The organism is Pseudomonas sp. efr-133-TYG-23 (genome assembly GCF_030209215.1).
Classification (GTDB): Bacteria; Pseudomonadota; Gammaproteobacteria; order Pseudomonadales; family Pseudomonadaceae; genus Aquipseudomonas; species Aquipseudomonas rhodesiae.
Genome location: NZ_JARVSL010000020.1, coordinates 249,117 through 275,280 on the forward strand (window position 1 = coordinate 249,117; position 26,164 = coordinate 275,280).

The following is a 26,164-nucleotide window of genomic DNA, read 5'->3' on the forward strand; positions in this document are numbered from 1 at the left end:
GGCTCGCTCGGTTAACGCTCGCGCAACGCCCGCTCCATGCGCTGCAAGCCTTCCTCCAACATCGCCCGCGGGCAGCCGAAGTTCAGGCGCACGAATTGCTGGCTGTCGTCGCCGAACTCGATCCCCGCGCTCAAGCCGACCTTGGCCTGTTCCAGAAAGAACTGCTGCGGATCGTCCAGTCCCAAGGCCGTGCAATCGAGCCAGGCCAGGAACGTGCCTTGGGGCGCATGCATCACCACGCCGGGCAATCGGGTTTGCACGGCATTGAGCAGGTAATCACGGTTGGCTTGCAGGTATTTGACCAGCGCGTCGAGCCACTCGCCGCATTGGCTGTAGGCGGCACGCGTGGCCTCCAGGCCCAGTGGGCTGACGCTGTCGACCATACCGCAGCGCGCGTTGTTGAAACGCTCGCGGATCTCGGCGTTCTGGATCACCGCAAAGCAGGTCTTCAGGCCCGCCACGTTGTAGGCCTTGCTCGCCGACATCAGGGTGATGGTGCGCTGGGCGATCTGCGAGCTGAGGCTGGCGGTGGGGATATGGCGGCGGCCATCGAAGCACAGTTCGGCATGGATTTCGTCGCTGATGATCAGCGCGCCGTTGTCCAGGCAGGCGTTGGCCACGGCCAGCAGTTCTTCGCGGGGGAATACTTTGCCGATGGGATTGTGCGGGTTGCTCAGCAGCAGCGCGCCGGCGCCGTTCAGTGCCTGATGCATGGCGGGCAGAGGTGTCAGGTATTCACCCTTGACGAATTCAAACGGCACTTCGATGCGCGGCAGGTTCCAGTGCCCCGGCGCCAGGCGAATCGGCCGGTAGTTGGGGGTTTGCAGCACCACCGATTGGCCGGGTTGCACAAAGGCATGCAGCGCCATATTGAAGCCAGGTTCGACGCCGGGCAGGAACAGCAGTTCTTCGGGCAGCACACGCCAGGCGTACTTGGCCCACAAATCGTCGACGATGGCTTGGCGCACCTGCGGGCCGGCCACGCTGTAGCCGAGGATCTGCTGGTCGAGACGCTCGCGCAGGGCTTGCAGCACCGCCGGCGGCGCGGCGATGTCCATGTCGGCGATCCACATCGGCAGCACGTCTGCCGGGTAACGGCTCCACTTGGTACTACCGGTGCCGAGGCGGGAGTGGATCGTGTCGAAATCAAAGCTCATGGGCGGCTCGTCTCAAAGGGCAGGGGGGCTGATTCTAACGGGATAAATGCCAGATGCCAGTAGCGGTGCTGACAGGTCCTGAATACAGGCATATTGATGGCTTCGTCCCGTGACCGACAAGTTCTGTAATAAAAACGCCACCGCGCTGGGGCTTGGATCTGAGTCGGGCTATTTTGGTGCATCTCAACAACCCGAGTAGCCATGGATGAAATACCAACCTTTGAGCCGCACATTGATTGCCACTGCCCTGGTGTTGACGGTCAGCGGCGTGCACGCAGCGTCCCAGGCCCCGGTGGCCGGGGAAAACGGCATGGTGGTCACGGCCCAGCATTTGGCCACCCACGTGGGCGTGGATGTGCTTAAAGCCGGAGGCAACGCAGTGGACGCGGCGGTAGCCGTGGGCTACGCGCTGGCGGTGGTGTACCCGGCGGCAGGCAACTTGGGCGGCGGCGGTTTCATGACCGTGCAGTTGGCGGACGGCCGCAAGACCTTCCTCGATTTCCGCGAAAAAGCCCCGCTGGCCGCCACTGCGGATATGTACCTGGACAAGGACGGCAACGTCGTCGAAGGCCTCAGCGCTAAAGGCCATTTGGCGGTCGGCGTGCCCGGTACGGTATCCGGCATGGAGTTGGCACTGAGCAAATACGGGACCCTCAAGCGTGCCCAGGTGATTGCTCCGGCAATCAAGCTGGCGGAAAACGGCTTCGCCCTGGAGCAGGGCGATATCGACCTGTTGCACACCGCCACCGGCGAGTTCGAAAAAGACAAGGACATGCGCGGCATCTTCCTGCATAACGGCCAGCCGCTGCAGGTCGGCCAGAAATTGGTGCAGAAAGACCTGGCCAAAACCCTCAAGGAAATTTCCGCCAAGGGCAGCGACGGCTTCTATAAAGGCTGGGTTGCCAAGGCATTGGTGGATTCCAGCCAGGCCGGCAAGGGCATCATCACCCAGGCCGACCTGGACAAGTACAAGACCCGCGAACTGGCGCCCATCGAATGCGACTATCGCGGCTACCATGTGGTCTCGGCGCCGCCGCCCAGCTCCGGTGGCGTGGTGATCTGCCAGATCATGAACATCCTCGAAGGCTACCCGATGGCCGATCTGGGCTATCACTCGGCCCAAGGCCTGCACTACCAGATCGAAGCGATGCGTCACGCTTACGTGGACCGCAACAGCTACCTGGGCGATCCGGATTTCGTACAAAACCCTATCGACCACCTGCTGGACAAGGACTACGCCGCCAAGCTGCGCGCGGCCATCGAGCCGCAAAAGGCCGGCGACTCCCAGGCGATCAAACCTGGCGTGGCGCCCCATGAGGGCAACAACACCACTCACTATTCCATCGTCGACAAGTGGGGCAATGCGGTATCCGTGACCTACACCCTCAACGACTGGTTCGGTGCCGGCGTGATGGCGAGCAAGACCGGGGTCATCCTCAATGACGAAATGGACGACTTCACCGTCAAGGTCGGTGTGCCGAACATGTACGGCCTGGTGCAAGGCGAAGCCAATGCCATCGCACCTGGCAAGGCGCCGCTGTCATCCATGAGCCCCACCATCGTGACCAAGGACGGCAAGGCCGTGATGGTGGTGGGCACGCCGGGGGGCAGCCGCATCATCACCGCGACGTTGCTGACGATCCTTAATGTGATCGACTACAAGATGAACATTCAGGAAGCGGTGGACGCGCCGCGTTTCCATCAACAATGGATGCCAGAGACCACCAACCTGGAAACCTTTGCGGTGAGTCCGGATACCCAGAAGATTCTGGAGAGCTGGGGCCATAAGTTCGCCGGGCCGCAGGACGCCAACCATCTGGCCGCGATCCTGGTGGGGGCGCCGTCGCTGGGCGGCAAACCGGTGGGTAACAACCGCTTCTATGGGGCCAATGACCCACGTCGTAATACCGGGTTGTCCTTGGGCTACTGATCCACGCCCAGCCTCTGTCGGCGCGTTCGCTGTTACAGAGGCTGGGTGAGCAGTTTTCCCACCGCCGCGAACGCCGCTTGCCGGCGTTCCTCCCAATCGCCTCCGATCACCACTGTTGGCTGTCGGTGCTGTTGCAGCCAGTCCAGGCCCGCCCGGAAAAACGCCTGGCGGTCGGCCAAGTGCGGCTGGCAGCGCTGGCCGTCGGCGGTCCATTCCACATCGTCGGGCGACAGCAGCAGATGCAGGTCGTAGTGACGGGCCAGCAATTCATCTTCAAGCCAGGTGGGACAGTCGCCGAACAGGGTCTGGCTCCATAGCCGGTTGGTCAGCAGGTGGGTGTCGAGGATCAGCAGGTCGGGCTGCTCGGCGCGGGCGGCGTCTTCCCAGGCCAGTTGGCCGCGGGCGATGGCCGGGATGTCCGCCAGGCAGGTGTCGCGTTGGTGATGATCAATGAAATACCGCACGTATTCGCCGACCATCAAGCCGCCGAACTGCGCCTGCAACTGCGCCGCCAGCCAGCTTTTACCGCTGGATTCCGGGCCGGCCAAAACCACCACTTTCATGTGCGCAACGCCGGGTCGGCGCGCCACTCGCGCCAGCCTTGCACGGCAATCACAGTGAACAGCGCATAGAGTGCGGCGGTGAGGTATAAGCCTTTGTAGAGGAACAGCCCGACGAAAATCACATCCACGGCGATCCACAACGGCCAGCATTGCACGCGCTTCTGCGCCATCCATACCTGCGCCACCAGGCTGAAGCCGGTGAGTGCGGCGTCGAGCCAGGGTTGCGCGGCGTCGGTCCAGTGCGCCATCGCCGCGCCCAACAGCAGGCTGCCGAGCGCACCCAGCGCCAGGCTGGCACTGATGGCCGGCACCCCCAGTCGAGTGACCTGACGCCCTTGCTTGACCTCGCCGGCGCGGGTCCATTGCCACCAGCCATACACTTGCAGGGCGGCGTAGACCACTTGCAGCAGCATGTCGGAATACAGTTTCACGTCGTAGAACACCCAGGTGTAGAGCAGCACCATCACCAGGCCGATGGGCCAGCACCAGGGGTTCTGCTTGACCGTCAGCCAGACAGCGATCACCCCCAACGCGGCGGCGAACAGTTCAAGCCCGGACATGGTGGTTCCTTGGGAGAGTGGAAGAGGGCGGGGATTGTACCCAGAGGTGTGCAATCTACAAAACACACAGAGGCCGCCGGGGAGGGAACCAGCCCCTCCCACAGCGGGGTAGCGCTAGACCTTGAACTGACGCAGCAAGCCTTCCAATTGTTCGCTCAAGCTGCGCAGCTGGGTGCTGGCCAGGCTCGATTGTTCCGCCGCCAAGGCGGTGCTGTGGGACAGGCCGGCCGCCTGGGTGACGTTCTGGTTGATGTCTTCCACCACATGGGACTGTTGCAGGGTGGCGCTGGCAATCGAGGCGTTGAGGCCATTGAGATTGCGCAAGGCCTGGCCGATCGCGTTCAGGCTTTCGCCGGCCAGACCGGCTTGCTCGATGGTCGCTTGGGATGCAGTGTGGCTGTCGCTGATAACCTTGACCGCCGCTTCGGAGTGACCTTGCAGGCGCTCGATCATCACTTGGATTTCGGCGGTGGATTTCTGTGTGCGCTGGGCCAGCAGGCGCACCTCGTCGGCCACCACGGCGAAGCCCCGGCCTTGTTCGCCGGCCCGCGCGGCTTCAATCGCAGCGTTGAGCGCCAGCAGGTTGGTCTGGTCGGCGATGGAGCGGATCACCTCCAGCACGCCGCCGATCTGGGTGCTTTCGCTGGACAAGGTACGAATCACATCCACCGCCTGGCTGATGGTGGTGGAAAGCTGATCGATCCGTTGCAGGCTGCCGTCGATATTTACCTGGCCTTGCTGGGCCTGGGCCTGGGCGTCGCGCATTTCGCTGGCGGCGTGTTCGGCGTTCTTGGCCACGTCCTGCACGCCGTAGGTGACTTCATTGATAGCGGTGGCCACCAGTTCCATCTGCTGCGACTGCTGCTGGCTGCGGTCGTGGGCCTGGCTGGCATTGTTGCCCAGTTCCTGGGAGGACTGGCCCAGTGCGTTGGCACACACCTGCAACTGGCTGACCACCTGGCGCAACTTGGCAGTAAAGGTATTGAAGTGCTGGGACAGCAGGGTGACTTCATCGCGCCCGTGGGTGTCGAGGCTGCGGGTCAGGTCGCTTTCGCCGCTGGCGATATTGCCCATGGCGTTTACCGCGGCCTGCAACGGCTGCACGATGCTGCGGGCAATCAACGTCACCAGCAGGGCCATGACCAACGCGATCACCAGGCCGATCACCGAGGCTTTCCATACCTGGCCGTTGAACTCGGCCTGGACGTCGTCCACATACACGCCAGAGCCGATAATCCAGCCCCAGGGTTCGAACAATTGGATATACGAGGTCTTGGCCACCGGGGCTTCGGCGCCAGGCTTGGGCCAACGGTAGTTGACGATGCCGGCACCTTTGGCCTTAGCCAGGACCACGAATTCGTTGAAAATGGCGAAACCATCGGGGTCGCGGATGGCCGAGAGGTTCTGGCCGTCGAGCTTGGGGTTGGCGGGGTGCATGACCATCACGGGCGTAAGGTCGTTGATCCAGAAGTAGTCGTCATGGTCGTAGCGCAGCCCACGCACAGCGCTTAGGGCCTGTTTCTGCGCGGCTTCGCGAGTCATGACACCGGTGGTTTCGAGGCCGTGATAAAACGTCAGAATGCCGCTGGCGGTCTGTACTACATGCTGGGTTTGTAGACGTTTGGCTTGGTAAAGGTCGTCATGGATCTGCTTGAGCATCAGCAAACCCAGAGCCAACAGCATCAGCACGGCGACTATCAGGATCAGCCAGAGCCGCCGGCTGATCGACATATTGCGCAAACTGTTCATCGTCCTGTCACTCCGGTCTTTTTATAATTGTGGGCGCTTGATCGACTTTTACGCCTTGTCTGATAGGCTTTCGGCCTGAATTCGAAAAACCTGAGTACTGTCTGATTTTTCACAGAATTTTTTCAGATCGGCATTGACCATAGTCAACGCCGGGCCTTCAGCGCGCTCGTCGTCAGTGAACCATTAAAAGACTAACCAGGCATGCGCCAAGCATGACCTTTGGGGGAAGCATGGATTTTTGGACCGCCATACAGGCACTCATCTTGGGCGTCGTCGAGGGGCTCACCGAGTTCCTGCCGATCTCCAGCACCGGGCACCAAATCATCGTGGCCGATTTGCTGGATTTCAGCGGCGACCGTTTCAACGCGTTCAATATCATTATTCAACTGGGCGCCATTCTCGCGGTGGTGTGGGAGTTTCGTGGCAAGATTTTCCAGGTGGTTACCGGTTTGCCCACCCAGCCCAAGGCGCGGCGGTTTACGGCCAATCTGCTGATTGCCTTCTTGCCGGCGGTGGTGCTGGGGGTGATTTTTGCCGACGCGATTCATCACTATTTGTTCAACCCGATCACCGTGGCCGCGGCGCTGGTGGTGGGCGGTGTGATCATGCTGTGGGCCGAACGCCGCCAGCATGAAGTGCATGCCGAAACGGTCGATGAGATCACCTGGAAGGATGCACTGAAGGTGGGCTTCGCCCAGTGCCTGGCGATGATTCCCGGCACCTCGCGCTCTGGCGCGACCATCATCGGCGGCCTGTTGTTCGGTCTGTCGCGCAAGACCGCTACCGAGTTTTCGTTCTTCCTGGCCATGCCGACCATGGTGGGCGCGGCGGTGTACTCGGGCTACAAGTACCGCGACCTGTTCCAGCCGGCGGACCTGCCGGTGTTCGCCATCGGCTTCGTCACCTCGTTCATTTTCGCCATGATTGCGGTCAAGGGCCTGCTCAAGTTCATTGCCAGCCACAGCTACGCAGTGTTTGCCTGGTATCGGATCGCCTTCGGCCTGTTGATCCTGGCGACCTGGCAGTTCGGCTGGATCGACTGGGTGGCCGCCAAGGCATGACGATCCAACATCCACGCCTCAAGGCCCTGATTTTCGTGCTGTTGTGCGCGGCACCGCTGCTGGGGTCGGGCTTGCTGTGGTATCGCGGCGACACCGTGCTGCCGCTGGCGGCCTATGCCGTGGTCAGCGTGGTGGCGTTTTTCTTGTACTGGAGCGACAAACGCAAGGCCCGCACCGATAGCTGGCGCACTCCGGAAAACGTCCTGCATGCGGTCGAGCTGGCGGGCGGTTGGCCGGGGGCGTTGATTGCCCAGCAGGTGTTCCGGCACAAGACGCGCAAGGTGTCGTACCAGGTGCTGTTCTGGGTGATCGTGCTGTTGCACCAGGTGTTCTGGCTTGACCAGATGTTCCTGGGCGGCACCCTGGGTTCAATCCTCTAGCTTCAACCCGATCTGCGTGCGCTTGGGCAACTTGCTCACTACCAATTGGTGGGAACGTTGCAACAGGCCGCGCAGCTCATCGGCGCCCAGGGGGTAGGGCGTATTCATGATGATCCAGTGGGCGCGCGCCAGGTACGGCGCGGGGCCAATGCCCGGGCGGTCGACATGCCCGAGAAACAGGTCCGGGTCCACCTTGAAGGCGAGCGAGTCGCCGCGCAGGTTCTGCAGGGCGAACATCTTGTTGCCGGCAATCGAAAACACCCGCACGCCACCCCATTTGTAATCTTCCCGCGCGCCGGGCAGGTCCAGGCAGAAGCGTGCGACTTGCGCTTCGGTCATGCTCATAGCAGGCGATCTCCACAGCTTTTGAAGCCTTCTTCCAGGTAGTCGATCCATGCGCGAATCGCCGGCAGCACGCCACGGCGATGCGGGTATACCGCCTGCAGCCAGCCGCCCGGCAATGACCACTCCGGCAGCAGTTGCACCAGTCGGCCACTGGCCAATTCCTCTTCGCAGTACATCATCGGCAATACAGTAAAGCCCAAGCCCATGATCGCGCTGGCCTTGCGCACGATGAAGTCATCGATGCCCAGGCGCGCCTCCATCACCAGATCGTGTGCATGGCCCTGGGGATCGAGCAGGCGCTGATGCACCATGCGGTCGGCCTCCAGTGCTCCGAGGATCGGCAGTTGCTTGAGGTCGTCGAGGCTGGCGATCGAGCGCCCATGCAGGAAATTCGGGCTCGCCACCAGCACCGTCTGCGCCGCCCGCAGTCGCTTGGTTACCAGCAACGGGTCTTCATCGCCCAGCTCGCGCACGCGCAAGGCCACGTCGATGCCTTCGGCCACCAGATCGACGCGGCGGTTGACCAGGGTCATTTCCAGCTGCACCTGGGGATGGGCGGCGAGAAAGCCCGCGACCAGGTCGGGCAGGATGTTCTGCGCCAACCCCACCGGGCAACTGACCCGCAGACGCCCACGGGGTTCGCTGGACATGCTGGCCACGGCCTCATCGGCCATCTCCGCTTCCAACAGCATGGCCTGGCAGTGGCGCAGGTAGCGTTCGCCCACGGCAGTGAGGGTCAGTTGCCGCGTGGTGCGTTGCAGCAGGCGCGCGCCGAGGCGCTCTTCCAGCTCGGCAATGCGCCGTGACAGGCGCGACTTGGGAATGCCCAGCTGCCGCCCGGCTGCGGCAAAGCCGCCGGCTTCGACGACTTTGGCGAAGTAATAGAGGTCGTTGAGATCTTGCATGCTGGGCCTATTGTCCTGTCAGTGGGACAAACTATCGCATTTCAGCTGTCTTATCGACTATTGGTTTCATGGGTAGCCTTAGCACCATCTGATCGACATTCCCTGATCTTCTTTGGAGCTTTGCCATGAAACTGTTGCATATCGATTCCAGCATCCTCGGTGACAACTCGGCTTCCCGCGCCCTCAGCGCCGCAGTGGTCAAAGCATGGCAAGCCGCTGAGCCAGGCGTGCAAGTGACTTACCGCGACCTGGCCAGCGAAGGTATCAACCATTTCTCCGGCGCCACCCTGGGAGCCTTGGGCACCGCCGCCGAACTGCGCGATGCCACGCAAAAGCATGAGGCCGAACTGAGCGCTTCGTCCCTGGCGGAATTCCTTGCCGCCGACGCGCTGGTGATCGGCGCGCCGATGTATAACTTCACCATTCCGACTCAATTGAAAGCCTGGATCGACCGCATCGCGGTAGCCGGTCAGACCTTCCGCTACACCGAAGCGGGCCCTGAGGGCCTGTGCGGCAACAAGAAAGTCATCATCGTGTCCACCGCCGGCGGCCTGCATGCCGGGCAAGCGTCGGGCGCGGCTCACGAAGGCTACTTGACCTTGCTGTTTGGTTTCCTGGGTATCACTGACATCGAATTCGTGCGCGCCGAAGGCTTGGCCTACGGTGACGAAATGCGCAGCAAGGCCCTGAGCGACGCCAACGTACTGATCAACGAACAATTGTTCGCCGCCGCGTAAGGCTTGTGTAAATTTCGCCTCGCCCCGGTTTCAATCCGAAACCGGGCGCCTAAACTCTGTATTCTGCTGGCCTGAACGCGAGCGGAGTACGGAGTTTTTTCGTGTGTGCGCTGTCCTTTGAATGTGGCCCAGGTTGTGCAAGCGTGGGGTCAGTACTCCGGACTTTTAATCGACATGTCGGTTCTCACGCAGCAAAGGTGGACAGCCCCATGATGCGTCTTTGTGCTGTGATGGTTCTTTCCCTGCTCGGCAGCCTGATTTCAGTGCACGCCGCTCCCGCACCGCACCCCCATTGGAGCGTGGGCTTTCATCGCATGAGTTTTCTCGACCCGCTGGATCTGCAGCCGATGAAGGCTATCGCGTTCTACCCCTCCACCGGTCTTGAGCACAGTACCCAAGTGGGCCCGTACCACATCGCTGCCACCGAAGACGCCAAAATCGCCATCGGGCGTTTCCCAATGCTGATGCTGTCCCACGGCAACACCGGCACACCGCTGGCGCTGCATGACCTGGCCACGTCCCTGGCGCGCAAAGGGTTTGTGGTGGTGGCGGTGCTTCACCCCGGCGACAACTACAAAGATCACAGCCGCCTGGGCACCGTAAGCAACCTGTATGGTCGGCCGATCCAGATTTCCGAAGCGATCACCGCCACACTGGGCGATCCGATGCTGTCGCCGTTCGTGGATGTCGACCAGATCGGTGTGATCGGTTATTCGGCGGGCGGCGAGACCGCACTGATCCTGGCCGGGGCTAAGCCGGATTTCGATCGCCTGCGCCGCTATTGCCAGGAGCGCCCTGAAGACCGCGACGCCTGCACCACCAAAGGTGAGCTGGTGGTGGATCGCGACGATCTGCAGCCCCAGGCCGATCCACGTATTCACGCATTGATGCTAATGGCGCCCCTGAGCCTGATGTTCGGCCGCCACACCTTGGCGGATGTGCATGTGCCAGTGCTGCTCTACAGCGGCGACGGCGACAAACTGGTCGCGGTGGACAAGAACGCCGCGGCCCTGGCGCGCAAACTGCCGGAACCGCCGGACTTCAAACTGCTGGCCGGGGCAGGGCACTTCGTATTTATGGCGCCATGCGACAGCGACCAGTTGGCGGCAATGCCGGCGGTGTGCACCGACGCCGATGGGGTGGACCGTGAAGGCATTCACCGCGACCTGGTTTCCGAGGCCGGGCGCTTTTTCAGTCACACCCTCGGCGAGCCCAGCCGCGCAGGCTTACAGACCGCGGATCAATAAGCGCGGCGCTTGAGCAGCACGGTCAGGCCCAGTGCCGCGACCGACAGCAGTGCCGCGCACAGGAAGATCCAGCCGTAACCCAGGTTCAACGCGACGAAACCCATCAGCGGTCCGGCAATCGCCAGGGCCAGGTCGAAGAACACCGCATACGCACTCAAGCCCGCGCCGCGACTGCTGTTGGGCACTTGTTTGATCGCCTCCACACCCAGCGCCGGGTAGACCAGCGACAAGCCGAAACCGGTCAGCCCAGCACCGATCAGCGCCACTGCGGTGCTGGGCGCCAGCCACAGCAAGGTCAGCCCGAGGGTCTCGATGCTCATGCAGGCAATCGCCGCGCGAAAGCCGCCAAACCGGCTGATGGCGGAGATAAACACCAGCCGCGCCAGGATAAAGCACACCCCAAACACCGTCAGGCAATACGCCGCACCGGCCCAGCCACGATTGAGGTAGTACAGGGTGATAAACGTGGTGAGGGTGCCATAGCCGATGGACGCCAGGCACAAGCTGGTGCCGAACGGCGCAATGCGCCCGAACACCGCCCAAAAGGGCAAGCGCTCGCCGCGCACCACTGGCACCGACGGTTTGTTGCGGATCAGCACCAACCCCAACGCCGCCAACACCGCCAGTGCCAGGCCGAGAATGTTGTAGCCATAGTCGGCCACCATCACCACCCCCAAGGGGGCGCCGATGGCGATGGCGCCGTAGGAGGCGATGCCGTTCCAGGAGATCGAACGCGCGGTATGTTCGGCGCCGACTGCGCCCATGCACCAGCTGATGGTGCCCACGCCGATCAGCCCCTGGGCCACCCCCAGCAACAGCCGCGCGACGATCAGAACCCCGAGGCTCAGGTTGGGCATACTCGCCAACAGCGTCGCGAAGAGCGTCAGCACGCCACTGATGAGGATGCCGGCCAGCCCCAGCACGATGGCGCGCTTGGTGCCCACGGTATCCGACATGCGCCCGGCCATGGGCCGACTGAGCAGGGTCGCCAGGTACTGCGAACCGATGGTCACCCCGGCCACCACCGCGCTGAAACCCAGTTGCTCATGCACAAAGCCTGGAATCACCGCGATCGGCAGGCCGATGCAGATAAACGCGATAAAGGTGTAGAAGACGATGGAGACGATCTGCAGGGTGATCGACAAGGACGAGGGCGCGGCGGCAGGCATGGGGACTCGTTCGCGGGCGGGCGGTGCGCCCATCATGGCAAGGGCTTGGGGGAAAAGGAAGCAGGCTAACGATTGATGTGGGTATTCCATCGTATGCAAAAAGCCCCATCACATTGGACGGGGCTCTATCTTGCAGCTTGCAGCTTGCAGCTTGCAGCTGACAGCTGACAGCAGACCGCTCCCCTTAAAACACCACACCCTGGCTGCGCAGGTAGTCATCATAGGTGCCGCTGAAGTCGATCACGCCGTTGGCGCTCAACTCGATGATGCGAGTGGCCAGGGACGATACGAACTCACGGTCGTGGCTGACGAAAATCAGCGTGCCCGGGTAGTTCTCCAGCGCCAGGTTCAGCGCCTCGATGGACTCCATGTCCAAGTGGTTGGTCGGTTCGTCCATGATCAGCACGTTCGGCTTTTGCAGGATCAGCTTGCCGAACAGCATGCGGCCTTGCTCACCGCCGGAGATCACTTTGACCGACTTCTGGATTTCATCGTTGGAGAACAGCATGCGACCCAGGGTGCCACGGATCATCTGCTCGCCTTGGGTCCACTGACCCATCCAGTCGAACAGCGTGACGTCGTCTTCGAAGTCGTGGGCGTGGTCCTGGGCGTAATAGCCCAATTCTGCGGCGTCGGTCCACTTGATGCTGCCGGCATCCGGCGTCAGTTCGTTGACCAGGGTGCGCAGCAGGGTGGTCTTACCGATACCGTTCGGGCCGATGATCGCCACGCGCTCGCCGGCTTCGATCTGGAAGCTGAAGTCCTTGAACAATGGCTTGCCGTCGAAACCTTTGGCCATGTGCTCGACGATGACTGCCTGACGGTGCAGCTTTTTGGTCTGTTCGAAACGGATGAACGGGCTCACACGGCTCGAAGGCTTGACCTCGGCCAGTTGGATCTTGTCGATCGCCTTGGCGCGGGAAGTGGCCTGCTTGGCTTTCGAGGCGTTCGCCGAGAAACGGCTGACGAAGGATTGCAGTTCGGAGATCTGCGCTTTCTTCTTGGCGTTGTCCGACAGCAGTTGCTCGCGGGACTGGGTCGCCACGGTCATGTACTCGTCGTAGTTGCCCGGGAACAGGCGCAGCTCGCCGTAGTCCAGGTCAGCCATGTGGGTGCACACGCTGTTCAGGAAGTGACGGTCGTGAGAGATGATGATCATCAGGCTGGAGCGCTGGGTCAGGATGTTTTCCAGCCAGCGGATAGTGTTGATGTCCAGGTGGTTGGTCGGTTCGTCGAGCAGCAGCACTTCAGGATCGGAGAACAATGCCTGGGCCAGCAGCACGCGCAGTTTCCAGCCAGGGGACACTTCGCTCATCGGGCCGAAATGCTGCTCCAGGGGAATACCCAGGCCCAGCAGTAGTTCACCGGCGCGGGATTCGGCGGTGTAGCCGTCCATCTCGGCGAATTCGGTTTCCAGCTCGGCCACGGCCATGCCGTCTTCTTCGCTCATTTCAGGCAGCGAGTAGATGCGGTCGCGTTCGGCCTTGACCTTCCATAGCTCCTCGTGGCCCATGATCACGGTGTCGAGCACGGTGAATTCTTCGTAGGCGAACTGGTCCTGGCGCAATTTACCCAAACGTACGTTCGGCTCCAGCATGACCTGGCCACCGGACGGGTCGAGATCGCCACCGAGGATTTTCATGAAGGTCGACTTGCCGCACCCGTTGGCACCGATCAGACCATAACGGTTGCCGGCGCCGAACTTGACCGAGACGTTCTCAAAGAGCGGCTTGGCGCCGAACTGCATGGTGATGTTAGCTGTGGAGATCAATTACTTTACCTATCAATGGGTTGCGCGCGTGGCAGCGGATGCCGCCAGGCATGCGTCAACAGCGACATCAAGGCGCGAAACCCGGTCGCTGAGCAGAAAATGGGGGATGTGTGTTGGAATTTGGCGCGCATTGTCGCATATGTCAGGCGACAGTTGTATGGCGCTCGAACGATGGTTTTTCCAGAGTCTCGGGCATCGCCAGCCATAACAGCGCCAGCGCGACAGCCGCCACGCCCGCCAGGGTCAGAAACGCCGCATTGTAGCCGGCCAGTTGCACGACGAAACCGGCCAGGCTATTGCTTAACGCCGCGCCCAGGCCAAATACCGTGGACAGCGCGCCCAGGCTCACATTGAAGCGTCCGGTGCCTTGCGTGAGGTCTTTGACGATAACCGGGAACAGCGCACCGAAAATCCCCGCGCCAATGCCGTCGAGCATTTGCACCGCCACCAGCCAGTAGGGGTCATTGGACAAGGTATACAGCACCCCACGTACTGGCAGGATCACAAAACCCAGGATCAACAACGGTTTGCGCCCCCATACATCGGCCTTGCTACCCACCAGCCAGGCCATCGGCACCATTACCACCTGCGCGGCGACGATACAGGCCGAGGTCAGCGGTGTGGCCATGTGCAGGTTGATCTGCGAGAGCTTCTGGCTGACCAGTGGCAGCATCGCGGCATTGGCCAGGTGGAACAGGGCGCAGCAAATCGCGAACAGCAGCAGCGGCCGATTGCTCAGCAACACCTTGATGCCGGACGGCTGCTCGTGATCGTGGTGATGGGCGGGGTCGAAGCCACGGGCGACCTCGTGATCGATGGCCCCAGCCGACACGCAACTGACCGCGACGATACTGGCCAGCGCCATAAACGCCATCAGGTAGAACACCACCACTGGCCCGAACAGGTAAGCCAGGCCCCCGGCCAACAGCGCGGCCACGGCGTTGCCGGCATGGTTAAAGGTTTCGTTGCGCCCGGTACGGCGGGTGAAGGCGCGGGGGCCGGTGATTCCCAAGGAAATCGCCGAGATCGCAGGTGCAAATACCGAGGCCGCGACCGCGCTGGCAGCCTGAGTCAACGCCACCAGGCTGAACGAACTGACGAAGGGCAATAGCACGCAACTGCCGGTCACCAACAGCGCGGCCACGGCGATTACCGCGCGCTTGCTGCGGGTGCGATCAATCAACGCCCCCGCCGGGCCTTGAGTGAGCAGGGCGGCGATGCCGGCGAGGGTCATCACCACACCGATGCTGGCCGGGTCCCATTTGTGCACCGCCAGCAGATAAATCGCCAGGTAGGGACCAAGGCCGTCACGCACATCCGCGAGGAAGAAGTTCAGGCTGTCCAGGCTCAGGGTATTGCGCAAGTCGGAATGATCAGCCACGGCAGTTTCTTCGGGAGGGGGCACTCAACGACTGAGGGCTCATTGCGTTAATGACCTGCGGCCCCGGCGATTAGTTTCGCGTTGAACAGGGACGATGCCGCTGCTTCACAGGGCAGGCTAAGGGATTCACTGCCGTTGGCAGGTTTCACCCTATAGACCGTCCAACCACGCCACGTTAAGAATGGCGCCGCACGAAGGTACGCATGGTCTGTCCAGGCCCGGTCTTGAACACGGTGGGCCTGGGCATATGTTCGTCGGCTGCAATAAACACAAAGGTGTCTCCTTCCAGGCGATAGCTGGCAGGCAGTGTCTTGCCGGCATCCTCACCGATGGAGTCGATCCAGGTAATGCTCTTGGGCTCGGTGCGACTGTCCAGGAAAAACCGGCCGGCCAGCAAAACATTGCCCTCGGTGGTCCTCACTTCAAAACCGTTGCCGGCAATCGTGGTGATGGCCCCTGGCGCAGTGTGTGCATCGACAGGGTCAAGCACACCGTTGTCTTCCAGCGAGATTTGTTCCCAGGCCCCTTGCAGGGCGTGAAGATCCGGGTCAGCGGCAGATTGCATCGATAAGTCCTTTTAAGTGAGGTACTAGAAGAGGGTGCTGGTATGTAGGATGTTTCTCGCTCAAGACGCGCGGTAAAGAATTTTCCTTGCGCTAGCAGCTATTTAACGTTCTTTTGACTACTCTTGTGACAACAATGTGGCAGTTGGCTGTATCGGTTGAGCGAATGTTCATTTAGTTGAAACGGAAATGAAATTATATAGCGCGGGATTTTTCCACAAACTGAGTGGTCAGATCGCCATTGGTGGGCCTGTTCTCCAGGTTTCAGGGCGTTGTCCCTGATGCGCTGCCGGGTTATCCGGAACTTCGGTGATGGCTTTTTAGTGTCAATTTTAAGGTGGCTTGCATTTTGAATCGAACTTCCCCGCTTAACGCGTCTCCCTCTTCTGACGAAATTGACCTGTTTGAACTGTTTCACTCGATTTGGCGGCAAAAAAAGCTGGTAGTGGGTTGCACGATTCTGGCGGGTGTATTGGGAGCAGGGTATGCATTTCTGGCGCCCAAGACCTATGAAGTGAGCAGCGTACTGCGCCCGGCGGCCATCAACGAGCTGGATGCACTCAACCGCTCCGAAGTCTATAAGCTGCCACCGGCCGATGCGTTGTCCAAGGTGGGGGCTCAACTGGACTCTTACGAGGCGCGGCTGGGGTTCTTCAAATCTCATGAACAACTGTTCGCGGCGTTCCAAAAGCCGGGGCAAAGCCTTGAGCAGAGTTTTGAAGACTTCAACCGCAACTCGGTCAACCTGATTTTGCCGGACCCGAAAAAATCTGACTCGTTAAGCAGTTACATCCGCCTGGAACTCCAATACCCGGCCGACATCGACGGCGTAGCGATCCTCAACGGTTTCGTGGACTACGCCATCGCCGCTGAGCGTGATCAGGTGGGCGCTGACCTCAAAGTGATCGTCAATAACCGCCTCAACGAACTCAAGGGCAAGATTGACGCAGCGCGCGCCAATTACGAAACCGATAAAGAGTCCAAGATTGCCAAGCTGCTGGAAGCCGACCGCCTCAAGCGCGCGCAATTGCAGGATGAGCTCAGTGCTTTACGCCTGCAGATGAAAATGGAGCGCACCAACCGCCTGGCCGAACTGGCCGAGGCGATTGCCATCGCTAAATCGATGGGGATTCGTACCCCGACCACGCCTTCCTCCATGGCCGATGCCGGCCGAAGTGGCTCAGGCCAGGTGATGCGCACCGAGGTCAACAACCAGAAAATTCCGCTGTATTTCCTCGGCACCGAAGCCCTCGAGGCCGAACGCGTGGCCTTGCAGCAACGCACCAGTGACGACTTCACCAACCCACGGGTGGCCGAGATCGGTAAAGAGCTGCAAATGCTGGAAGCGAACCGTGAAGTCGAAGTGCTGCGCAAGCGTGGCAACGAGGATATCTTCCTGCAAGATGTAGAGCCGCTGCGTGCGGAAGTCGCGCGGTTGCGCGGGCTGAATATCGATATGAGCAATCTCAAACTGGTTACCATCGACCGTCGCGCCCAGGAACCGCTGGCGCCGATCAAGCCGAAAAAAGCCCTGGTGATTGCCTTGAGCCTGGTAGGCGGCCTGGTACTGGGCTTGCTGATTGCGCTGTTCCGGCACTTTATGTTGACGCCGCGCCCGGCGGTGGCGTACTCGGCGTTGGACGATGGCCGCTTCGCCCGCCGTGAGCGCAAGGACGACGAACTGCCGTTGTAACGCCCACCCAGCAAGGGCTTGTCCTACGGCAAGCCCGCCCCCCTCAAAACCCGTCACTCGACAGCTTTTCACAATTCTTAGTTAACCTTTGGTTACATATTGTGGCTAAATAACGGCCGATGGGCATGAACCGGCGGAAGTTCCAGCCGGCCGTGCCGACTATGTGAATTGTGATTTCAGGTGCTGCTTATCATCCTCGGCCGTCGTGGGCCCGCAGGAGCAGCCTGTTCTCTTCTGACGTGTGACGAAATCCCTTGAAACTCATCATTGTTGTTCTTTACGTTGCCTCCATCGCGTATGTACACCTGCGTGGCCGGGTGCGACACAAGCTGAGCCGCCAGCTCAGCGATCATTCGACCTTTCTGGCGCCGATCAACTGCTTTCTGTATCTGTTCTCCAAATTGCCCGGCCGGCCTTACCTGGCGACCAGTGACTTTCCCGACCTGAGCCCCTTGCAGGAACATTGGCAGGAAATCCGTGAGGAGGCCCAGAACCTGCTGCAAGCCGGGGAAATCAAGCGCTCGGACCAATACAACGACGTTGGTTTCAACTCCTTCTTCAAGTCGGGCTGGAAGCGCTTCTACCTGAAGTGGTACGGCGACAGTCACCCTTCGGCGATGAAACTGTGCCCGCGCACCACTCAATTGGTACAAAGCATCGGTTCGATCAAAGCGGCGATGTTCGCCGAGCTGCCCCCAGGCTCCAAGCTGGTGCGCCACCGTGATCCATATGCCGGTTCTTATCGCTATCACTTGGGGCTGGACACGCCGAACGATCCGGGCTGCTACATCAATGTGGATGGCGAGGCCTATTACTGGCGCGACGGTGAGCCGGTGATGTTCGATGAGACCTATATCCATTACGCCGAGAACACCACGCAGCACAACCGCATCATCTTGTTCTGCGACATTGAAAGGCCGATGAAATATCGCTGGGCGGCGGCTTTCAACCGTTGGTTCAGCCGTAATGTGATGGCGGCGGCAGGCTCGCCCAACGACGCGGGTGACAAGACCGGGGGCTTGAACCGCGCTTTCACGCGGTTGTACAAGATCCGCCTGCGCGGCAAAGAACTGAAAAAGCGCAACCGTACGCGTTACTACCTGGAAAAGTGGGCGATTTTCGCGGTGCTGGCGCTGATCTTCATCCTGATCTGACCCGCCGGGCGCCCCTCACTGCGGTGGGCGGGCGCCCAACTTGTCCCACATCTTGCGGGTGATTTTCTGCCGGTTGGCATAGCCCGCCCAGGGATCAGCCTTCAACCCCTGCACCCGTTGCAACAGATTGGCGACTGTCCACTGTTGCGCGCCGCGCAAGCCTTTCAATTCCTCGCGACTGATCGGTACCGACACCGGCAGCCCTGGTCGTGCCCGCACGGAGTAGGCCGCCACGGTGCTGGCGCCTCGGGCGTTGCGCAGGTAATCGATAAAGATCTTGCCTACCCGGTTTTTCGGCCCGGAGGTGGCGGTAAAGCGTTCGGGCAGTTGCTGAGTCATGAACTGCGCCAGGGCCTTGGCAAATGCCTTGACCGTGTCCCACCCGTCGCGTCGCGCCAACGGCACCACCAGGTGCAGCCCTTTGCCACCGCTGGTTTTAACGAAGGCATCCAGTCCCAGCTCATCCAGTACGGACAACGTCAGTTGAGCCGCTTCCACCATGGTTTTCCACGGCAATGCAGGGTCCGGGTCGAGGTCGAGCACAAACAAGTCCGGGGTTTCGATTTTGTCCGAGGTGGAGCCCCAGGTATGCAACTCGATGGTGCCCATTTGCACGGCGCCTACCAGCGCCTGCACGCTGTCGATTTCCATCAGCCGCGCGTGACCTGGGTCCAGCGCCGGGTCCAGCTGCGTAATGTGGGGGATAGCCAGGTGCTCAGCGTGTTTCTGGAAAAACTGTTCGCCGTCGACGCCCTCAGGTGCCCTGAGCAGTGATACCGGGCGTCGCTGCAGAAAGGGCAGAATCCACGGGCTGATGCTCTCGTAGAACTGCGCCAGTTGTTGTTTCTGCGTGCCGCTCTGGGGGTCGATGACGCGGTCGGGGTGGCTGATTTTGACCCCGACTGGGTTCGTCGCGGGTGTTGCGAATTGGGCTTTGCGCGGCACCTCATGCACGATCTGCTCGGCTGGCTTATCGGTGCGCATCCCCACAAAAGCGGCCTGGCGCACCACGCCTTCGCGGGTCCATTCTGCAAACTGCACTTCACCGACCAGTGTCGGTTCCACCCAATGAACGCCGCGCGCCTGGGCGCTGGTCAACGGCTTTTGCAGCGGCGATGTGTTGCGCTCCAGGGGTTTCAACTGCCCGTAGATGGTCTTCAACGCGGCCTGATCGAACCCTGTGCCCACGCGGCCGGCGTACACCAACCCGCTATCCTCGTTGACCGCCAGCAGCAACGCGCCGAACCCGCTGCGCGAGCCTTGAGGGCGGGTGTAGCCAACAATCACGAATTCCTGGCGCAAGCGGCATTTGAGTTTGACCCAATCGTTGCTGCGCCGCGATACATAGGGGCTGCCCACGCGTTTGCCAATCACGCCTTCCAAGGCCAAGTCGCAAGCACTTTCGAAGATATCCCGGTGGTTGGCAGCGAAGGCCTCGGAGAAGCGCAGCAGCTTGCTTCGGCTACCGCGCAGGGCGGCCTTGAGGGCTGCGCGGCGCTGTTCCACTGGAGCTTCTCGCTGATCCTGGCCATTGAGGAAGGGCGCGTCGAACAGGTAATAGACGATATCGAGGCTGCGGCCGATATCGAAAGCATTCTGCAAAGCCTGGAAATCCGGGAGCCCGTCACTATTGAGGCTGACGACCTCGCCATCTAACCAGCTGTCCTTGAGCTTAAGAGCTTGCAGCGCCTTGGCTTGACGCGGCAGACGCTCGGTCCAGTCATGGCCGTTGCGGGTAAACAGGCGCACCTCGCCGTCGCGGATACGCGCCAGAATGCGGTAGCCATCGAACTTGATTTCATACTGCCAATCGCCTTCGGGCGCGCGCTCCACCAGCGTGGCCAATTGCGGGGTGAACTGCTCGGGAAGGGCGCTGGCGGAGGCCGCTTTTTTGCTACGAGCTTTGGCTTTGGGTTTCTCTGGCGGCGGTTGGCCCACTGAGGCGTCGCTGAGCACGCTGTCCGGCTGGGCCTGCACGATGTCGAACTCCGTGGCGGGGCGGGCCTGGGCGTCTTTCTCCTTGATCAGCAGCCATTGTTGCTTGTCGCCGCTGCCCTTGAGGCGAGTACGCACCAGCGTCCAATCGCCGCTGAGTTTTTCGCCGACCAGGGTGAACTTGAGTTTGCCGGCGGCATACGCCTGATGCGGGTCATCGTGAGGTTGCCAGACGCCGCGGTCCCACACGATCACGTCCCCGGCGCCGTACTGGCCTGCCGGGATGCTGCCTTCGAAGCTGCCATAGCTCAGCGGGTGGTCTTCAACGTGCACCGCGAGGCGCTTCTGGCTCGGGTCCAGGCTCGGGCCTTTAGGCACCGCCCAGCTCTTGAGGACGCCGTCCAGCTCCAAGCGGAAATCATAGTGAAGGTGGCGTGCGTCGTGCTTCTGGATCACAAACGACAGCGCCGATGCCTTGGCTTTTTTTCCGGCCGGCGCACTGCCCGACGGTTCAGCGGTGATCTGGAAGTCACGTTTGCGGTTGTATTCACTCAACGGTTTGGCCATGGGGGCTCCATCCTATGGCAGGTTCAAGAGGCTTTTTTCGAAGACTTTTTCGCCGCCGGTTTTTTCGCCGCAGGCTTACCTGCCAGGCTGCGTTTGAGCAGTTCGGTCAGGTCGATCACGTCTGCAGACTTGCGCTCGTCCTCGCCTTCCTGGGATTCCACGTCCTCGATCTTGCCGGCTTTGGCTTTTTTCTCCACCAGAGCCATGATCTTTTCCTGAAAGCTGTCGCGGTATTCCTCGGGCTGCCAGTCAGCGCTCATGTCTTCCACCAGGCGCTTGGCCATGTCCAGCTCGCCCTTGGCCAGGCTGGGTTTGGTCACCTCGCTGCCCAGCTCCAGCTCATCCAGGCCGCGCACCTCGGCGGGCCATCGCAGCATCACCAGCACCAGCGCCGATTCCAGGGGCATCAATGCTGCCAGGTGTTGTTTGGTGTGCAGCACTACATTGGCCAGGGCCACCTTGCCGGTTTTTTTCAGGGTTTCGCGCAGCAGGGCATAGACCTTGCCGCCGCGTTTGTCCGGCGCCAGAAAGTACGGCGTGTCGATATTTTGCAGGGGGATCTGCTCGCTGGCGACGAAGGCGATGATCTCGATGGTCTGGGTCGACTTGGGGTGGGCAGAGCGGATCTCGTCTTCGCTGAGCACCACATAGCGGCCTTTCTCATAGGCCACTCCCTTGACGATGTTCTCTTTGGTGACTTCCTTGCCCGTGGTTTTGTTGATGCGCTTGTAGCCCACCGGGTCCATGCTGCGCTTGTCCAGCCAGTCGAAATCCACGCCCTGATGGGACGTGGCCGAGACCAGCGACACCGGGATATGAACCAAGCCGAAACTGATTGCGCCTTTCCAGATTGCCCGTGGCATAAGTGCGATTCCTTGAGAAGAAGCAGTGTTCTGGTGACTCGGCGGCGGCGCGAAAAGTTTCGCCGGGCGGATACGTGGACAGATCGTGTTACACCTGATCAGAAACAATTTAGTTACCAAAGGCGAACCCAGGGCGTAGCGTGCCATCGAAAGCACGTACAGCTCGTTTCAGAGAGGTTTGCTTATGATCAGTTGCAGGCGTTATCTCGCATTGCTGGTGTTGGGCCTGGCCCTGATACCCCTGGCCCAGGCGCAAGACCTGCCCGGGCGAAGCAATAGCAACAACAGCCCGATTCACCGGGCCAACCCTAACAGCATGCAGGGCACCCAGCCCAATGCCTCGGCGACGCGCGGTATTCAGACTGTGCCGACCCCGCGTACGCCGACGCTGGAAAACGGCGGCATCGGCAACCGTTATCCGCAGCGTCAGGCCGCCCCCAGCCGCCCGGCCACTGAAACCAAAGCCCCCACGTATGATGCCAACGGCAATCGCCGGTAAGGACCTGTCTTATGTTGCTACGCAAAACCCTGCTGGCTGCGCTGTGCGCATCGACCCTGTTGCCCTCGATTGCGGCGCATGCCGCCGGGGCTCAACAGTTCCCCAGTGAACAAGGCAGTATCACGGCCACGCCTGTAGCCCAAGGGCTGGATCACCCATGGGCGGTGGCATTCCTGCCGGACCAGCAAGGCTTTCTGGTAACCGAGCGGCCGGGGCACCTGAGGGTCGTCAGTGCAGACGGCAAGCTGTCAGCGCCGTTAAGCGGTGTGCCGCAGGTGTGGGCCAAGGGGCAGGGCGGTCTGCTGGATGTGGTGCTGTCCCCGGACTTCAAGCAAGACCGCATGGTGTATTTGTCTTACGCCGAAGGCGGCGGCAAGGGCGGGACAGCCGGCACGGCGGTCGGGCGCGGACGTTTGGCCGCCGACCTGAGCGGCCTGACCGACTTTCAGGTGATCCTGCGCCAGGAACCCAAGCTCTCCACCGGTAACCACTTCGGTTCGCGCCTGGCGTTTGACCGTGACGGCTACCTGTTCGTGACCCTCGGCGAAAACAACGACCGACCCACCGCCCAGGATCTGGACAAATTGCAAGGCAAGGTCGTGCGCATCTATCCGGATGGCCGCGTGCCGGATGACAACCCGTTCGTCGGTCAGGAAGGTGTACGGTCGGAGATCTGGTCCTACGGCCAACGCAACCCTCAAGGCCTGGCGCTGAATCCGTGGAGCGGCACGCTGTGGGAAAACGAGCACGGCCCCCGTGGCGGCGATGAGATCAATGTCATCGAACGCGGCAAGAACTACGGTTGGCCACTGGCAACCCATGGCATCAACTATTCGCTGACGCCGATTTCCGAAGCCAAAGGCAAGACTGTCGAAGGCACCGTCGCGCCGCGCCATGTGTGGGAAAAATCACCGGGTATCAGCGGCATGGCGTTCTACGACGCCGATCGCTTCAAGCCGTGGCAGCACAACGTATTTATTGGTGCGCTGGCCAGTCAGGAGCTGATTCGCTTGCAGTTCGAGGGCGATAAGGTGGTGCATGAGGAGCGCTTGCTCGGTGGCTTGAAAGCGCGAATTCGCGATGTGCGGCAAGGACCGGATGGCTATCTGTACGTGCTGACGGATGAGGAAGAGGGCGTGTTGTACCGGGTGGGGCTGAATCCGGATTGACAAGGTTGAGCCGTCGGTGGGAGCGGGGTAGCCCACTCCCACCTCTTTACGCGGGTGAGGTTTACAGGCCCAGCGCCGACAAGCCGGGATGTTCATCCGGCCGGCGACCCAGCGGCCAGTGGAACTTGCGCTCGCTTTCCTTGATCGGCATGTCGTTGATGCAGGCAAACCGATGGGCCATCAAGCCATTCTCGTCGAACTCCCAGTTCTCGTTGCCGTAGGAGCGGAACCAGTTACCGGAATCGTCGTGCCACTCATAGGCGTAACGCACGGCGATGCGGTTATCGGTAAACGCCCATAATTCCTTGATCAGTCGATAGTCCAGTTCTTTGGCCCATTTGCGTGTCAGAAAACCTTTGGCTTCTTCGCGGTTGTGAGCGAACTCGGCGCGGTTGCGCCATTGGGTGTCCAGGGTGTAGGCCAGGGAAACGCGTTCTGCGTCCCGGGAGTTCCAGCCGTCTTCGGCCAGGCGTACTTTCTCGATCGCCGACTCGCGGGTAAACGGCGGCAGGGGCGGGCGCGGTTGTTCTGTAGATGACATGCTGCGACTCCTTTAACTCATTAAGGTTTATCGAAAGTTGCTCAGCCTGTGCGTTCACAGTCCCAATAACGTTCGCGCCATGCATTGCGCATTATCGGCAGCCGTTGAATCGCCCATTACCAGGGCAACGGTAATGGCGCCATCGATCAGGATCAGCAGGTGCGCGGCCTGCCGCTCGGGGTCGGGGGTGCCATGTGCTTGACACAGTTCGAGTACGTAATCGAACAGTTTCTGTTTATGAGCTTTGGCCAGCAGGCGGACTGGGTTGTGCGGGTCGCCAGTCTCGCCGCTGGTGTTGATAAAGGCGCAGCCGCGAAAGTCCTCAGAGCCAAACCAGGCCTTGAGCGCGCTGAACAGCGCCAGCAGGCGCTCGCCGCTTTCGGCCTGGCGCTCCACTTCGCTGCGCAGCCATTGGAGCCAGCGCGCATCGCGACGTTGTAGCGCGGCGATCACCAATTCGTCTTTATTAGCGAAGTAGCGATAAATACTTTTTCTCGAGACGCCGGCGGTTTTTACCAGAAAGTCCATGCCGGTGGCGGCAATGCCATGGCGATAGATCAACTTCTCGGTGACGTCGAGGATAATGTCGCGGGTTTCATTACTGATGATTTCGTTCATAGGGCGAACAGTAGAACGATCATTCTCCTTGGTCAATTAATTTTTTCCATCTGTCACTGCGAGACCTGAGCATCTTCATGGTGTAAGCTCGGGACCTCTTCGGATTCGACCCTTTGCGAGCCTTATGCCGTCGTTCTTCAAACGCTCCCTGTTGCCCAAACTGCGCGGTTTTCCACTCACTCCCGAGGCGATTGAGGTGCTGTCCGGCGCTGCGGCGTTTCGCCGTTGCCTGCTGGAGAAAATCCCCCAGGCCACGCGGCGTATCTACATCGTTGCGCTGTACTTGCAGCAGGACGAAGCAGGACAGGAGATCTACGACGCCTTGCACGCCGCCAAGGCCGCACGGCCGGAGCTCGAGATCGTGGTGGTGGTCGACTGGCTGCGTGCCCAGCGCGGGCTGATCGGCGCCGGCAAGCAGCCGGGCAACAGCGCCTGGTACCAGGAAATGACTCAGCGTCACAGCACTGAGGTGCCGGTATACGGTGTGCCAGTGCAGACCCGCGAGCTGTTCGGTGTGCTGCACCTCAAGGGCTTCGTGATCGATGACACGGTGCTCTACAGCGGTGCCAGCCTGAACAATGTGTACCTGCACAAATTCGACAAGTATCGCTTCGACCGCTACCACCTGATCCACAGCCCGGCGCTCGCCGACTCCATGCAGCATCTGGTGGAACATGGGCTGGTGGCGTCCAAGGCCGTGCATCGCCTCGACCTGCCGAACCCGCCGACTACCCGCAGCCTGCGCAACGACATCGGCGACCTGCGCAGCCGCCTCAAGCACGCCACCTACGACACCACGGCGGGGCAGTTGCCCAATGGCCAGTTGTCGGTCAGCCCGTTGCTGGGCGTCGGCAAGAACAACCCGTTGAGCCGGGTGATCCTGGAACTGATCGCCAGCGCCCAGCAGCAACTGACTATCTGCACGCCGTACTTCAACCTGCCACTGCCCGTCACCCGGGAAATCAACCGTGCCCTGGCCCGTGGGGTGAAGATTGACATCATTGTCGGCGACAAGACCGCCAACGATTTCTACATTCCGCCCAGCGAGCCATTCAAGGTGATCGCAGCGCTGCCATACCTGTATGAAATCAGCCTGCGCCGCTTTGCCAAGCGCCATCAGCGCAACATCGACAGCGGCCAGTTAAACCTGCACCTGTGGCGCGACGGCGACAACACCTACCACCTCAAAGGTATGTGGATCGACGAGCGTTACACCTTGCTGACGGGCAACAACCTCAACCCCCGGGCGTTCCGGCTCGATTTGGAAAACGCTCTGCTGATCGACGATCCCCAGGGCCAATGGCTCGCGCCGCGCCAGGCTGAACTGGAGCAGATCTTTCAGCACACCACGCGGATCGAGGCTTACACGCAATTGCAGACGCTGCCGGATTATCCGGCAGCGGTCGGCAAATTCCTGCGCCGTGTGAGCCGGGTGCGGATTGAGCGTCTGCTGTATCGCATTTTGTAAGTCGCCTGAAACTATCGGCAATGCTCCATCGGGCGGTCGTCGGATCAGGCTTACATCCAGGCGCCCGACGCTGTTCTTACATAGCTGCTCACTGTTCTCAGAGCGAGCGTGGATATGTCGAAGATCGCGTCAGGTGCTT

The 26,164-nt window shown here is 60.9% G+C and carries 24 protein-coding genes and 1 pseudogene; 10 read left to right on the forward strand and 15 right to left on the reverse strand.

Translation table 11 applies throughout. The features are described 5' to 3' along the window. Nucleotides 1–11: 11 nt before the first annotated feature. Nucleotides 12–1,157 (reverse strand): MalY/PatB family protein, encoded by a 1,146-nt coding sequence (locus tag QRN41_RS14470; RefSeq protein WP_285421692.1) that lies wholly within the window; start codon nt 1,155–1,157, stop codon nt 12–14. A 205-nt stretch (nt 1,158–1,362) separates the two neighbouring features. Between QRN41_RS14470 and ggt the strand changes: the two genes are divergently transcribed. Continuing rightward, complete coding sequence (ggt, locus tag QRN41_RS14475) at nt 1,363–3,087, forward strand: gamma-glutamyltransferase (RefSeq protein ID WP_047882437.1); 1,725 nt, start codon at nt 1,363–1,365, stop codon at nt 3,085–3,087. 32 nt (nt 3,088–3,119) lie between these two features. Here the strand turns inward: ggt and QRN41_RS14480 are convergent, their stop codons facing one another. From QRN41_RS14480 to QRN41_RS26345, 4 genes and pseudogenes are all read right to left on the reverse strand, one after another. Continuing rightward, nucleotides 3,120–3,650 (reverse strand): AAA family ATPase, encoded by a 531-nt coding sequence (locus tag QRN41_RS14480; RefSeq protein WP_285421693.1) that lies wholly within the window; start codon nt 3,648–3,650, stop codon nt 3,120–3,122. Next, entirely contained in the window at nt 3,647–4,210 is a 564-nt protein-coding gene (pnuC, locus tag QRN41_RS14485; protein ID WP_034138206.1) for a nicotinamide riboside transporter PnuC, read from the reverse strand. Before pnuC ends, QRN41_RS14480 begins: the two co-directional genes overlap by 4 nt. 114 nt (nt 4,211–4,324) lie before the next feature. After that, nucleotides 4,325–5,059, reverse strand: coding sequence for a methyl-accepting chemotaxis protein (locus QRN41_RS26340; protein ID WP_371264001.1), 735 nt, complete (start codon nt 5,057–5,059; stop codon nt 4,325–4,327). A gap of 120 nt (nt 5,060–5,179) precedes the next feature. Next, nucleotides 5,180–5,959 (reverse strand): annotated as a pseudogene (locus QRN41_RS26345) (cache domain-containing protein); the annotation flags it as partial. A 230-nt stretch (nt 5,960–6,189) separates the two neighbouring features. Between QRN41_RS26345 and QRN41_RS14495 the strand changes: the two are divergent. Both QRN41_RS14495 and QRN41_RS14500 read left to right on the forward strand, forming a co-directional pair. Beyond that, nucleotides 6,190–7,020, forward strand: coding sequence for an undecaprenyl-diphosphate phosphatase (locus QRN41_RS14495; RefSeq protein ID WP_034138204.1), 831 nt, complete (start codon nt 6,190–6,192; stop codon nt 7,018–7,020). Next, nucleotides 7,017–7,400 (forward strand): DUF1294 domain-containing protein, encoded by a 384-nt coding sequence (locus QRN41_RS14500; protein ID WP_034138203.1) that lies wholly within the window; start codon nt 7,017–7,019, stop codon nt 7,398–7,400. Before QRN41_RS14495 ends, QRN41_RS14500 begins: the two co-directional genes overlap by 4 nt. Here the strand turns inward: QRN41_RS14500 and QRN41_RS14505 are convergent. Beyond that, nucleotides 7,389–7,745 (reverse strand): MmcQ/YjbR family DNA-binding protein, encoded by a 357-nt coding sequence (locus QRN41_RS14505; protein WP_285421694.1) that lies wholly within the window; start codon nt 7,743–7,745, stop codon nt 7,389–7,391. The genes QRN41_RS14500 and QRN41_RS14505 overlap by 12 nt on opposite strands. Continuing rightward, on the reverse strand, nt 7,742–8,650 hold the full coding sequence (locus tag QRN41_RS14510; protein ID WP_285421695.1) for a LysR substrate-binding domain-containing protein: 909 nt from the start codon (nt 8,648–8,650) through the stop codon (nt 7,742–7,744). The genes QRN41_RS14505 and QRN41_RS14510 overlap by 4 nt, the downstream gene beginning before the upstream one ends. Nucleotides 8,651–8,775: 125 nt before the next feature. Between QRN41_RS14510 and QRN41_RS14515 the strand changes: the two genes are divergently transcribed. Then, nucleotides 8,776–9,387: an FMN-dependent NADH-azoreductase gene (locus QRN41_RS14515; RefSeq protein ID WP_034097432.1), complete on the forward strand. Its 612-nt coding sequence runs from the start codon at nt 8,776–8,778 to the stop codon at nt 9,385–9,387. Nucleotides 9,388–9,596: 209 nt separating this feature from the next. Next, nucleotides 9,597–10,634, forward strand: a complete 1,038-nt coding sequence (locus tag QRN41_RS14520) for an alpha/beta hydrolase family protein (protein WP_034138201.1) — start codon at nt 9,597–9,599, stop codon at nt 10,632–10,634. Here QRN41_RS14520 and QRN41_RS14525 read toward each other — a convergent pair. The 4 genes from QRN41_RS14525 to QRN41_RS14540 form a co-directional block, all read right to left on the reverse strand. Then, nucleotides 10,628–11,803 carry an MFS transporter gene (locus tag QRN41_RS14525; protein WP_285421696.1) on the reverse strand — a complete coding sequence of 392 codons (1,176 nt, stop codon included), beginning with the start codon at nt 11,801–11,803 and terminating at the stop codon, nt 10,628–10,630. The two genes, QRN41_RS14520 and QRN41_RS14525, sit on opposite strands and share 7 nt — an antisense overlap. 184 nt (nt 11,804–11,987) lie before the next feature. Then, a complete protein-coding gene (locus QRN41_RS14530) occupies nt 11,988–13,574 on the reverse strand; it encodes an ABC-F family ATPase (protein ID WP_080758731.1) in 1,587 nt (528 codons plus the stop codon). Between the two features lie 142 nt (nt 13,575–13,716). Next, nucleotides 13,717–14,955, reverse strand: a complete 1,239-nt coding sequence (locus QRN41_RS14535; protein ID WP_285421697.1) for an MFS transporter — start codon at nt 14,953–14,955, stop codon at nt 13,717–13,719. A gap of 175 nt (nt 14,956–15,130) precedes the next feature. Beyond that, on the reverse strand, nt 15,131–15,520 hold the full coding sequence (locus tag QRN41_RS14540) for a TIGR03067 domain-containing protein (RefSeq protein WP_285421698.1): 390 nt from the start codon (nt 15,518–15,520) through the stop codon (nt 15,131–15,133). Between the two features lie 347 nt (nt 15,521–15,867). Here QRN41_RS14540 and QRN41_RS14545 point away from each other — a divergent pair, with 347 nt between their 5' ends. Both QRN41_RS14545 and lpxO read left to right on the forward strand, forming a co-directional pair. Next, entirely contained in the window at nt 15,868–17,211 is a 1,344-nt protein-coding gene (locus QRN41_RS14545) for a Wzz/FepE/Etk N-terminal domain-containing protein (RefSeq protein ID WP_094065588.1), read from the forward strand. 254 nt (nt 17,212–17,465) lie between these two features. After that, nucleotides 17,466–18,365 (forward strand): lipid A hydroxylase LpxO, encoded by a 900-nt coding sequence (lpxO, locus tag QRN41_RS14550; protein WP_034113541.1) that lies wholly within the window; start codon nt 17,466–17,468, stop codon nt 18,363–18,365. 15 nt (nt 18,366–18,380) lie between these two features. On the opposite strand, the gene ligD is transcribed toward lpxO, so the two are convergent. Together ligD and ku are read right to left on the reverse strand one after the other, a co-directional pair. Continuing rightward, nucleotides 18,381–20,867, reverse strand: coding sequence for a DNA ligase D (ligD, locus tag QRN41_RS14555; RefSeq protein ID WP_285421699.1), 2,487 nt, complete (start codon nt 20,865–20,867; stop codon nt 18,381–18,383). 23 nt (nt 20,868–20,890) lie between these two features. Then, entirely contained in the window at nt 20,891–21,730 is an 840-nt protein-coding gene (gene ku, locus QRN41_RS14560) for a non-homologous end joining protein Ku (RefSeq protein ID WP_034138195.1), read from the reverse strand. A 184-nt stretch (nt 21,731–21,914) separates the two neighbouring features. Here ku and QRN41_RS14565 point away from each other — a divergent pair, with 184 nt between their 5' ends. Both QRN41_RS14565 and QRN41_RS14570 read left to right on the forward strand, forming a co-directional pair. Then, on the forward strand, nt 21,915–22,229 hold the full coding sequence (locus tag QRN41_RS14565; protein ID WP_285421700.1) for a hypothetical protein: 315 nt from the start codon (nt 21,915–21,917) through the stop codon (nt 22,227–22,229). Between the two features lie 11 nt (nt 22,230–22,240). Next, nucleotides 22,241–23,398, forward strand: coding sequence for a PQQ-dependent sugar dehydrogenase (locus tag QRN41_RS14570; RefSeq protein ID WP_285421701.1), 1,158 nt, complete (start codon nt 22,241–22,243; stop codon nt 23,396–23,398). 61 nt (nt 23,399–23,459) lie between these two features. Here the strand turns inward: QRN41_RS14570 and QRN41_RS14575 are convergent, their stop codons facing one another. Beyond that, nucleotides 23,460–23,939 (reverse strand): nuclear transport factor 2 family protein, encoded by a 480-nt coding sequence (locus QRN41_RS14575; protein WP_034113550.1) that lies wholly within the window; start codon nt 23,937–23,939, stop codon nt 23,460–23,462. 54 nt (nt 23,940–23,993) lie between these two features. Further along, nucleotides 23,994–24,557 (reverse strand): TetR/AcrR family transcriptional regulator, encoded by a 564-nt coding sequence (locus QRN41_RS14580; RefSeq protein WP_167418295.1) that lies wholly within the window; start codon nt 24,555–24,557, stop codon nt 23,994–23,996. A gap of 124 nt (nt 24,558–24,681) precedes the next feature. On the opposite strand from QRN41_RS14580, the gene pssA reads away from it, so the two are divergent. Next, nucleotides 24,682–26,025: a CDP-diacylglycerol--serine O-phosphatidyltransferase gene (gene pssA, locus QRN41_RS14585; RefSeq protein ID WP_034138191.1), complete on the forward strand. Its 1,344-nt coding sequence runs from the start codon at nt 24,682–24,684 to the stop codon at nt 26,023–26,025. Nucleotides 26,026–26,164: the final 139 nt, after the last annotated feature.

What these genes read in the sequence shown, in the direction of transcription:
- ggt (WP_047882437.1), top strand. Translation starts at nt 1,363, where the DNA reads ATGAAATACCAACCTTTGAGCCGCACATTGATTGCCACTGCCCTGGTG.
- QRN41_RS14480 (WP_285421693.1), bottom strand. Translation starts at nt 3,650, where the DNA reads ATGAAAGTGGTGGTTTTGGCCGGCCCGGAATCCAGCGGTAAAAGCTGG.
- QRN41_RS14510 (WP_285421695.1), bottom strand. Translation starts at nt 8,650, where the DNA reads ATGCAAGATCTCAACGACCTCTATTACTTCGCCAAAGTCGTCGAAGCC.
- QRN41_RS14470 (WP_285421692.1), bottom strand. Translation starts at nt 1,157, where the DNA reads ATGAGCTTTGATTTCGACACGATCCACTCCCGCCTCGGCACCGGTAGT.
- QRN41_RS14565 (WP_285421700.1), top strand. Translation starts at nt 21,915, where the DNA reads ATGATCAGTTGCAGGCGTTATCTCGCATTGCTGGTGTTGGGCCTGGCC.
- QRN41_RS14500 (WP_034138203.1), top strand. Translation starts at nt 7,017, where the DNA reads ATGACGATCCAACATCCACGCCTCAAGGCCCTGATTTTCGTGCTGTTG.
- QRN41_RS14525 (WP_285421696.1), bottom strand. Translation starts at nt 11,803, where the DNA reads ATGCCTGCCGCCGCGCCCTCGTCCTTGTCGATCACCCTGCAGATCGTC.
- QRN41_RS14505 (WP_285421694.1), bottom strand. Translation starts at nt 7,745, where the DNA reads ATGAGCATGACCGAAGCGCAAGTCGCACGCTTCTGCCTGGACCTGCCC.
- QRN41_RS14570 (WP_285421701.1), top strand. Translation starts at nt 22,241, where the DNA reads ATGTTGCTACGCAAAACCCTGCTGGCTGCGCTGTGCGCATCGACCCTG.
- QRN41_RS26340 (WP_371264001.1), bottom strand. Translation starts at nt 5,059, where the DNA reads ATGGAACTGGTGGCCACCGCTATCAATGAAGTCACCTACGGCGTGCAG.
- ligD (WP_285421699.1), bottom strand. Translation starts at nt 20,867, where the DNA reads ATGGCCAAACCGTTGAGTGAATACAACCGCAAACGTGACTTCCAGATC.
- QRN41_RS14520 (WP_034138201.1), top strand. Translation starts at nt 9,597, where the DNA reads ATGATGCGTCTTTGTGCTGTGATGGTTCTTTCCCTGCTCGGCAGCCTG.
- pnuC (WP_034138206.1), bottom strand. Translation starts at nt 4,210, where the DNA reads ATGTCCGGGCTTGAACTGTTCGCCGCCGCGTTGGGGGTGATCGCTGTC.
- pssA (WP_034138191.1), top strand. Translation starts at nt 24,682, where the DNA reads ATGCCGTCGTTCTTCAAACGCTCCCTGTTGCCCAAACTGCGCGGTTTT.
- QRN41_RS14580 (WP_167418295.1), bottom strand. Translation starts at nt 24,557, where the DNA reads ATGAACGAAATCATCAGTAATGAAACCCGCGACATTATCCTCGACGTC.
- QRN41_RS14540 (WP_285421698.1), bottom strand. Translation starts at nt 15,520, where the DNA reads ATGCAATCTGCCGCTGACCCGGATCTTCACGCCCTGCAAGGGGCCTGG.
- QRN41_RS14515 (WP_034097432.1), top strand. Translation starts at nt 8,776, where the DNA reads ATGAAACTGTTGCATATCGATTCCAGCATCCTCGGTGACAACTCGGCT.
- QRN41_RS14495 (WP_034138204.1), top strand. Translation starts at nt 6,190, where the DNA reads ATGGATTTTTGGACCGCCATACAGGCACTCATCTTGGGCGTCGTCGAG.
- QRN41_RS14575 (WP_034113550.1), bottom strand. Translation starts at nt 23,939, where the DNA reads ATGTCATCTACAGAACAACCGCGCCCGCCCCTGCCGCCGTTTACCCGC.
- ku (WP_034138195.1), bottom strand. Translation starts at nt 21,730, where the DNA reads ATGCCACGGGCAATCTGGAAAGGCGCAATCAGTTTCGGCTTGGTTCAT.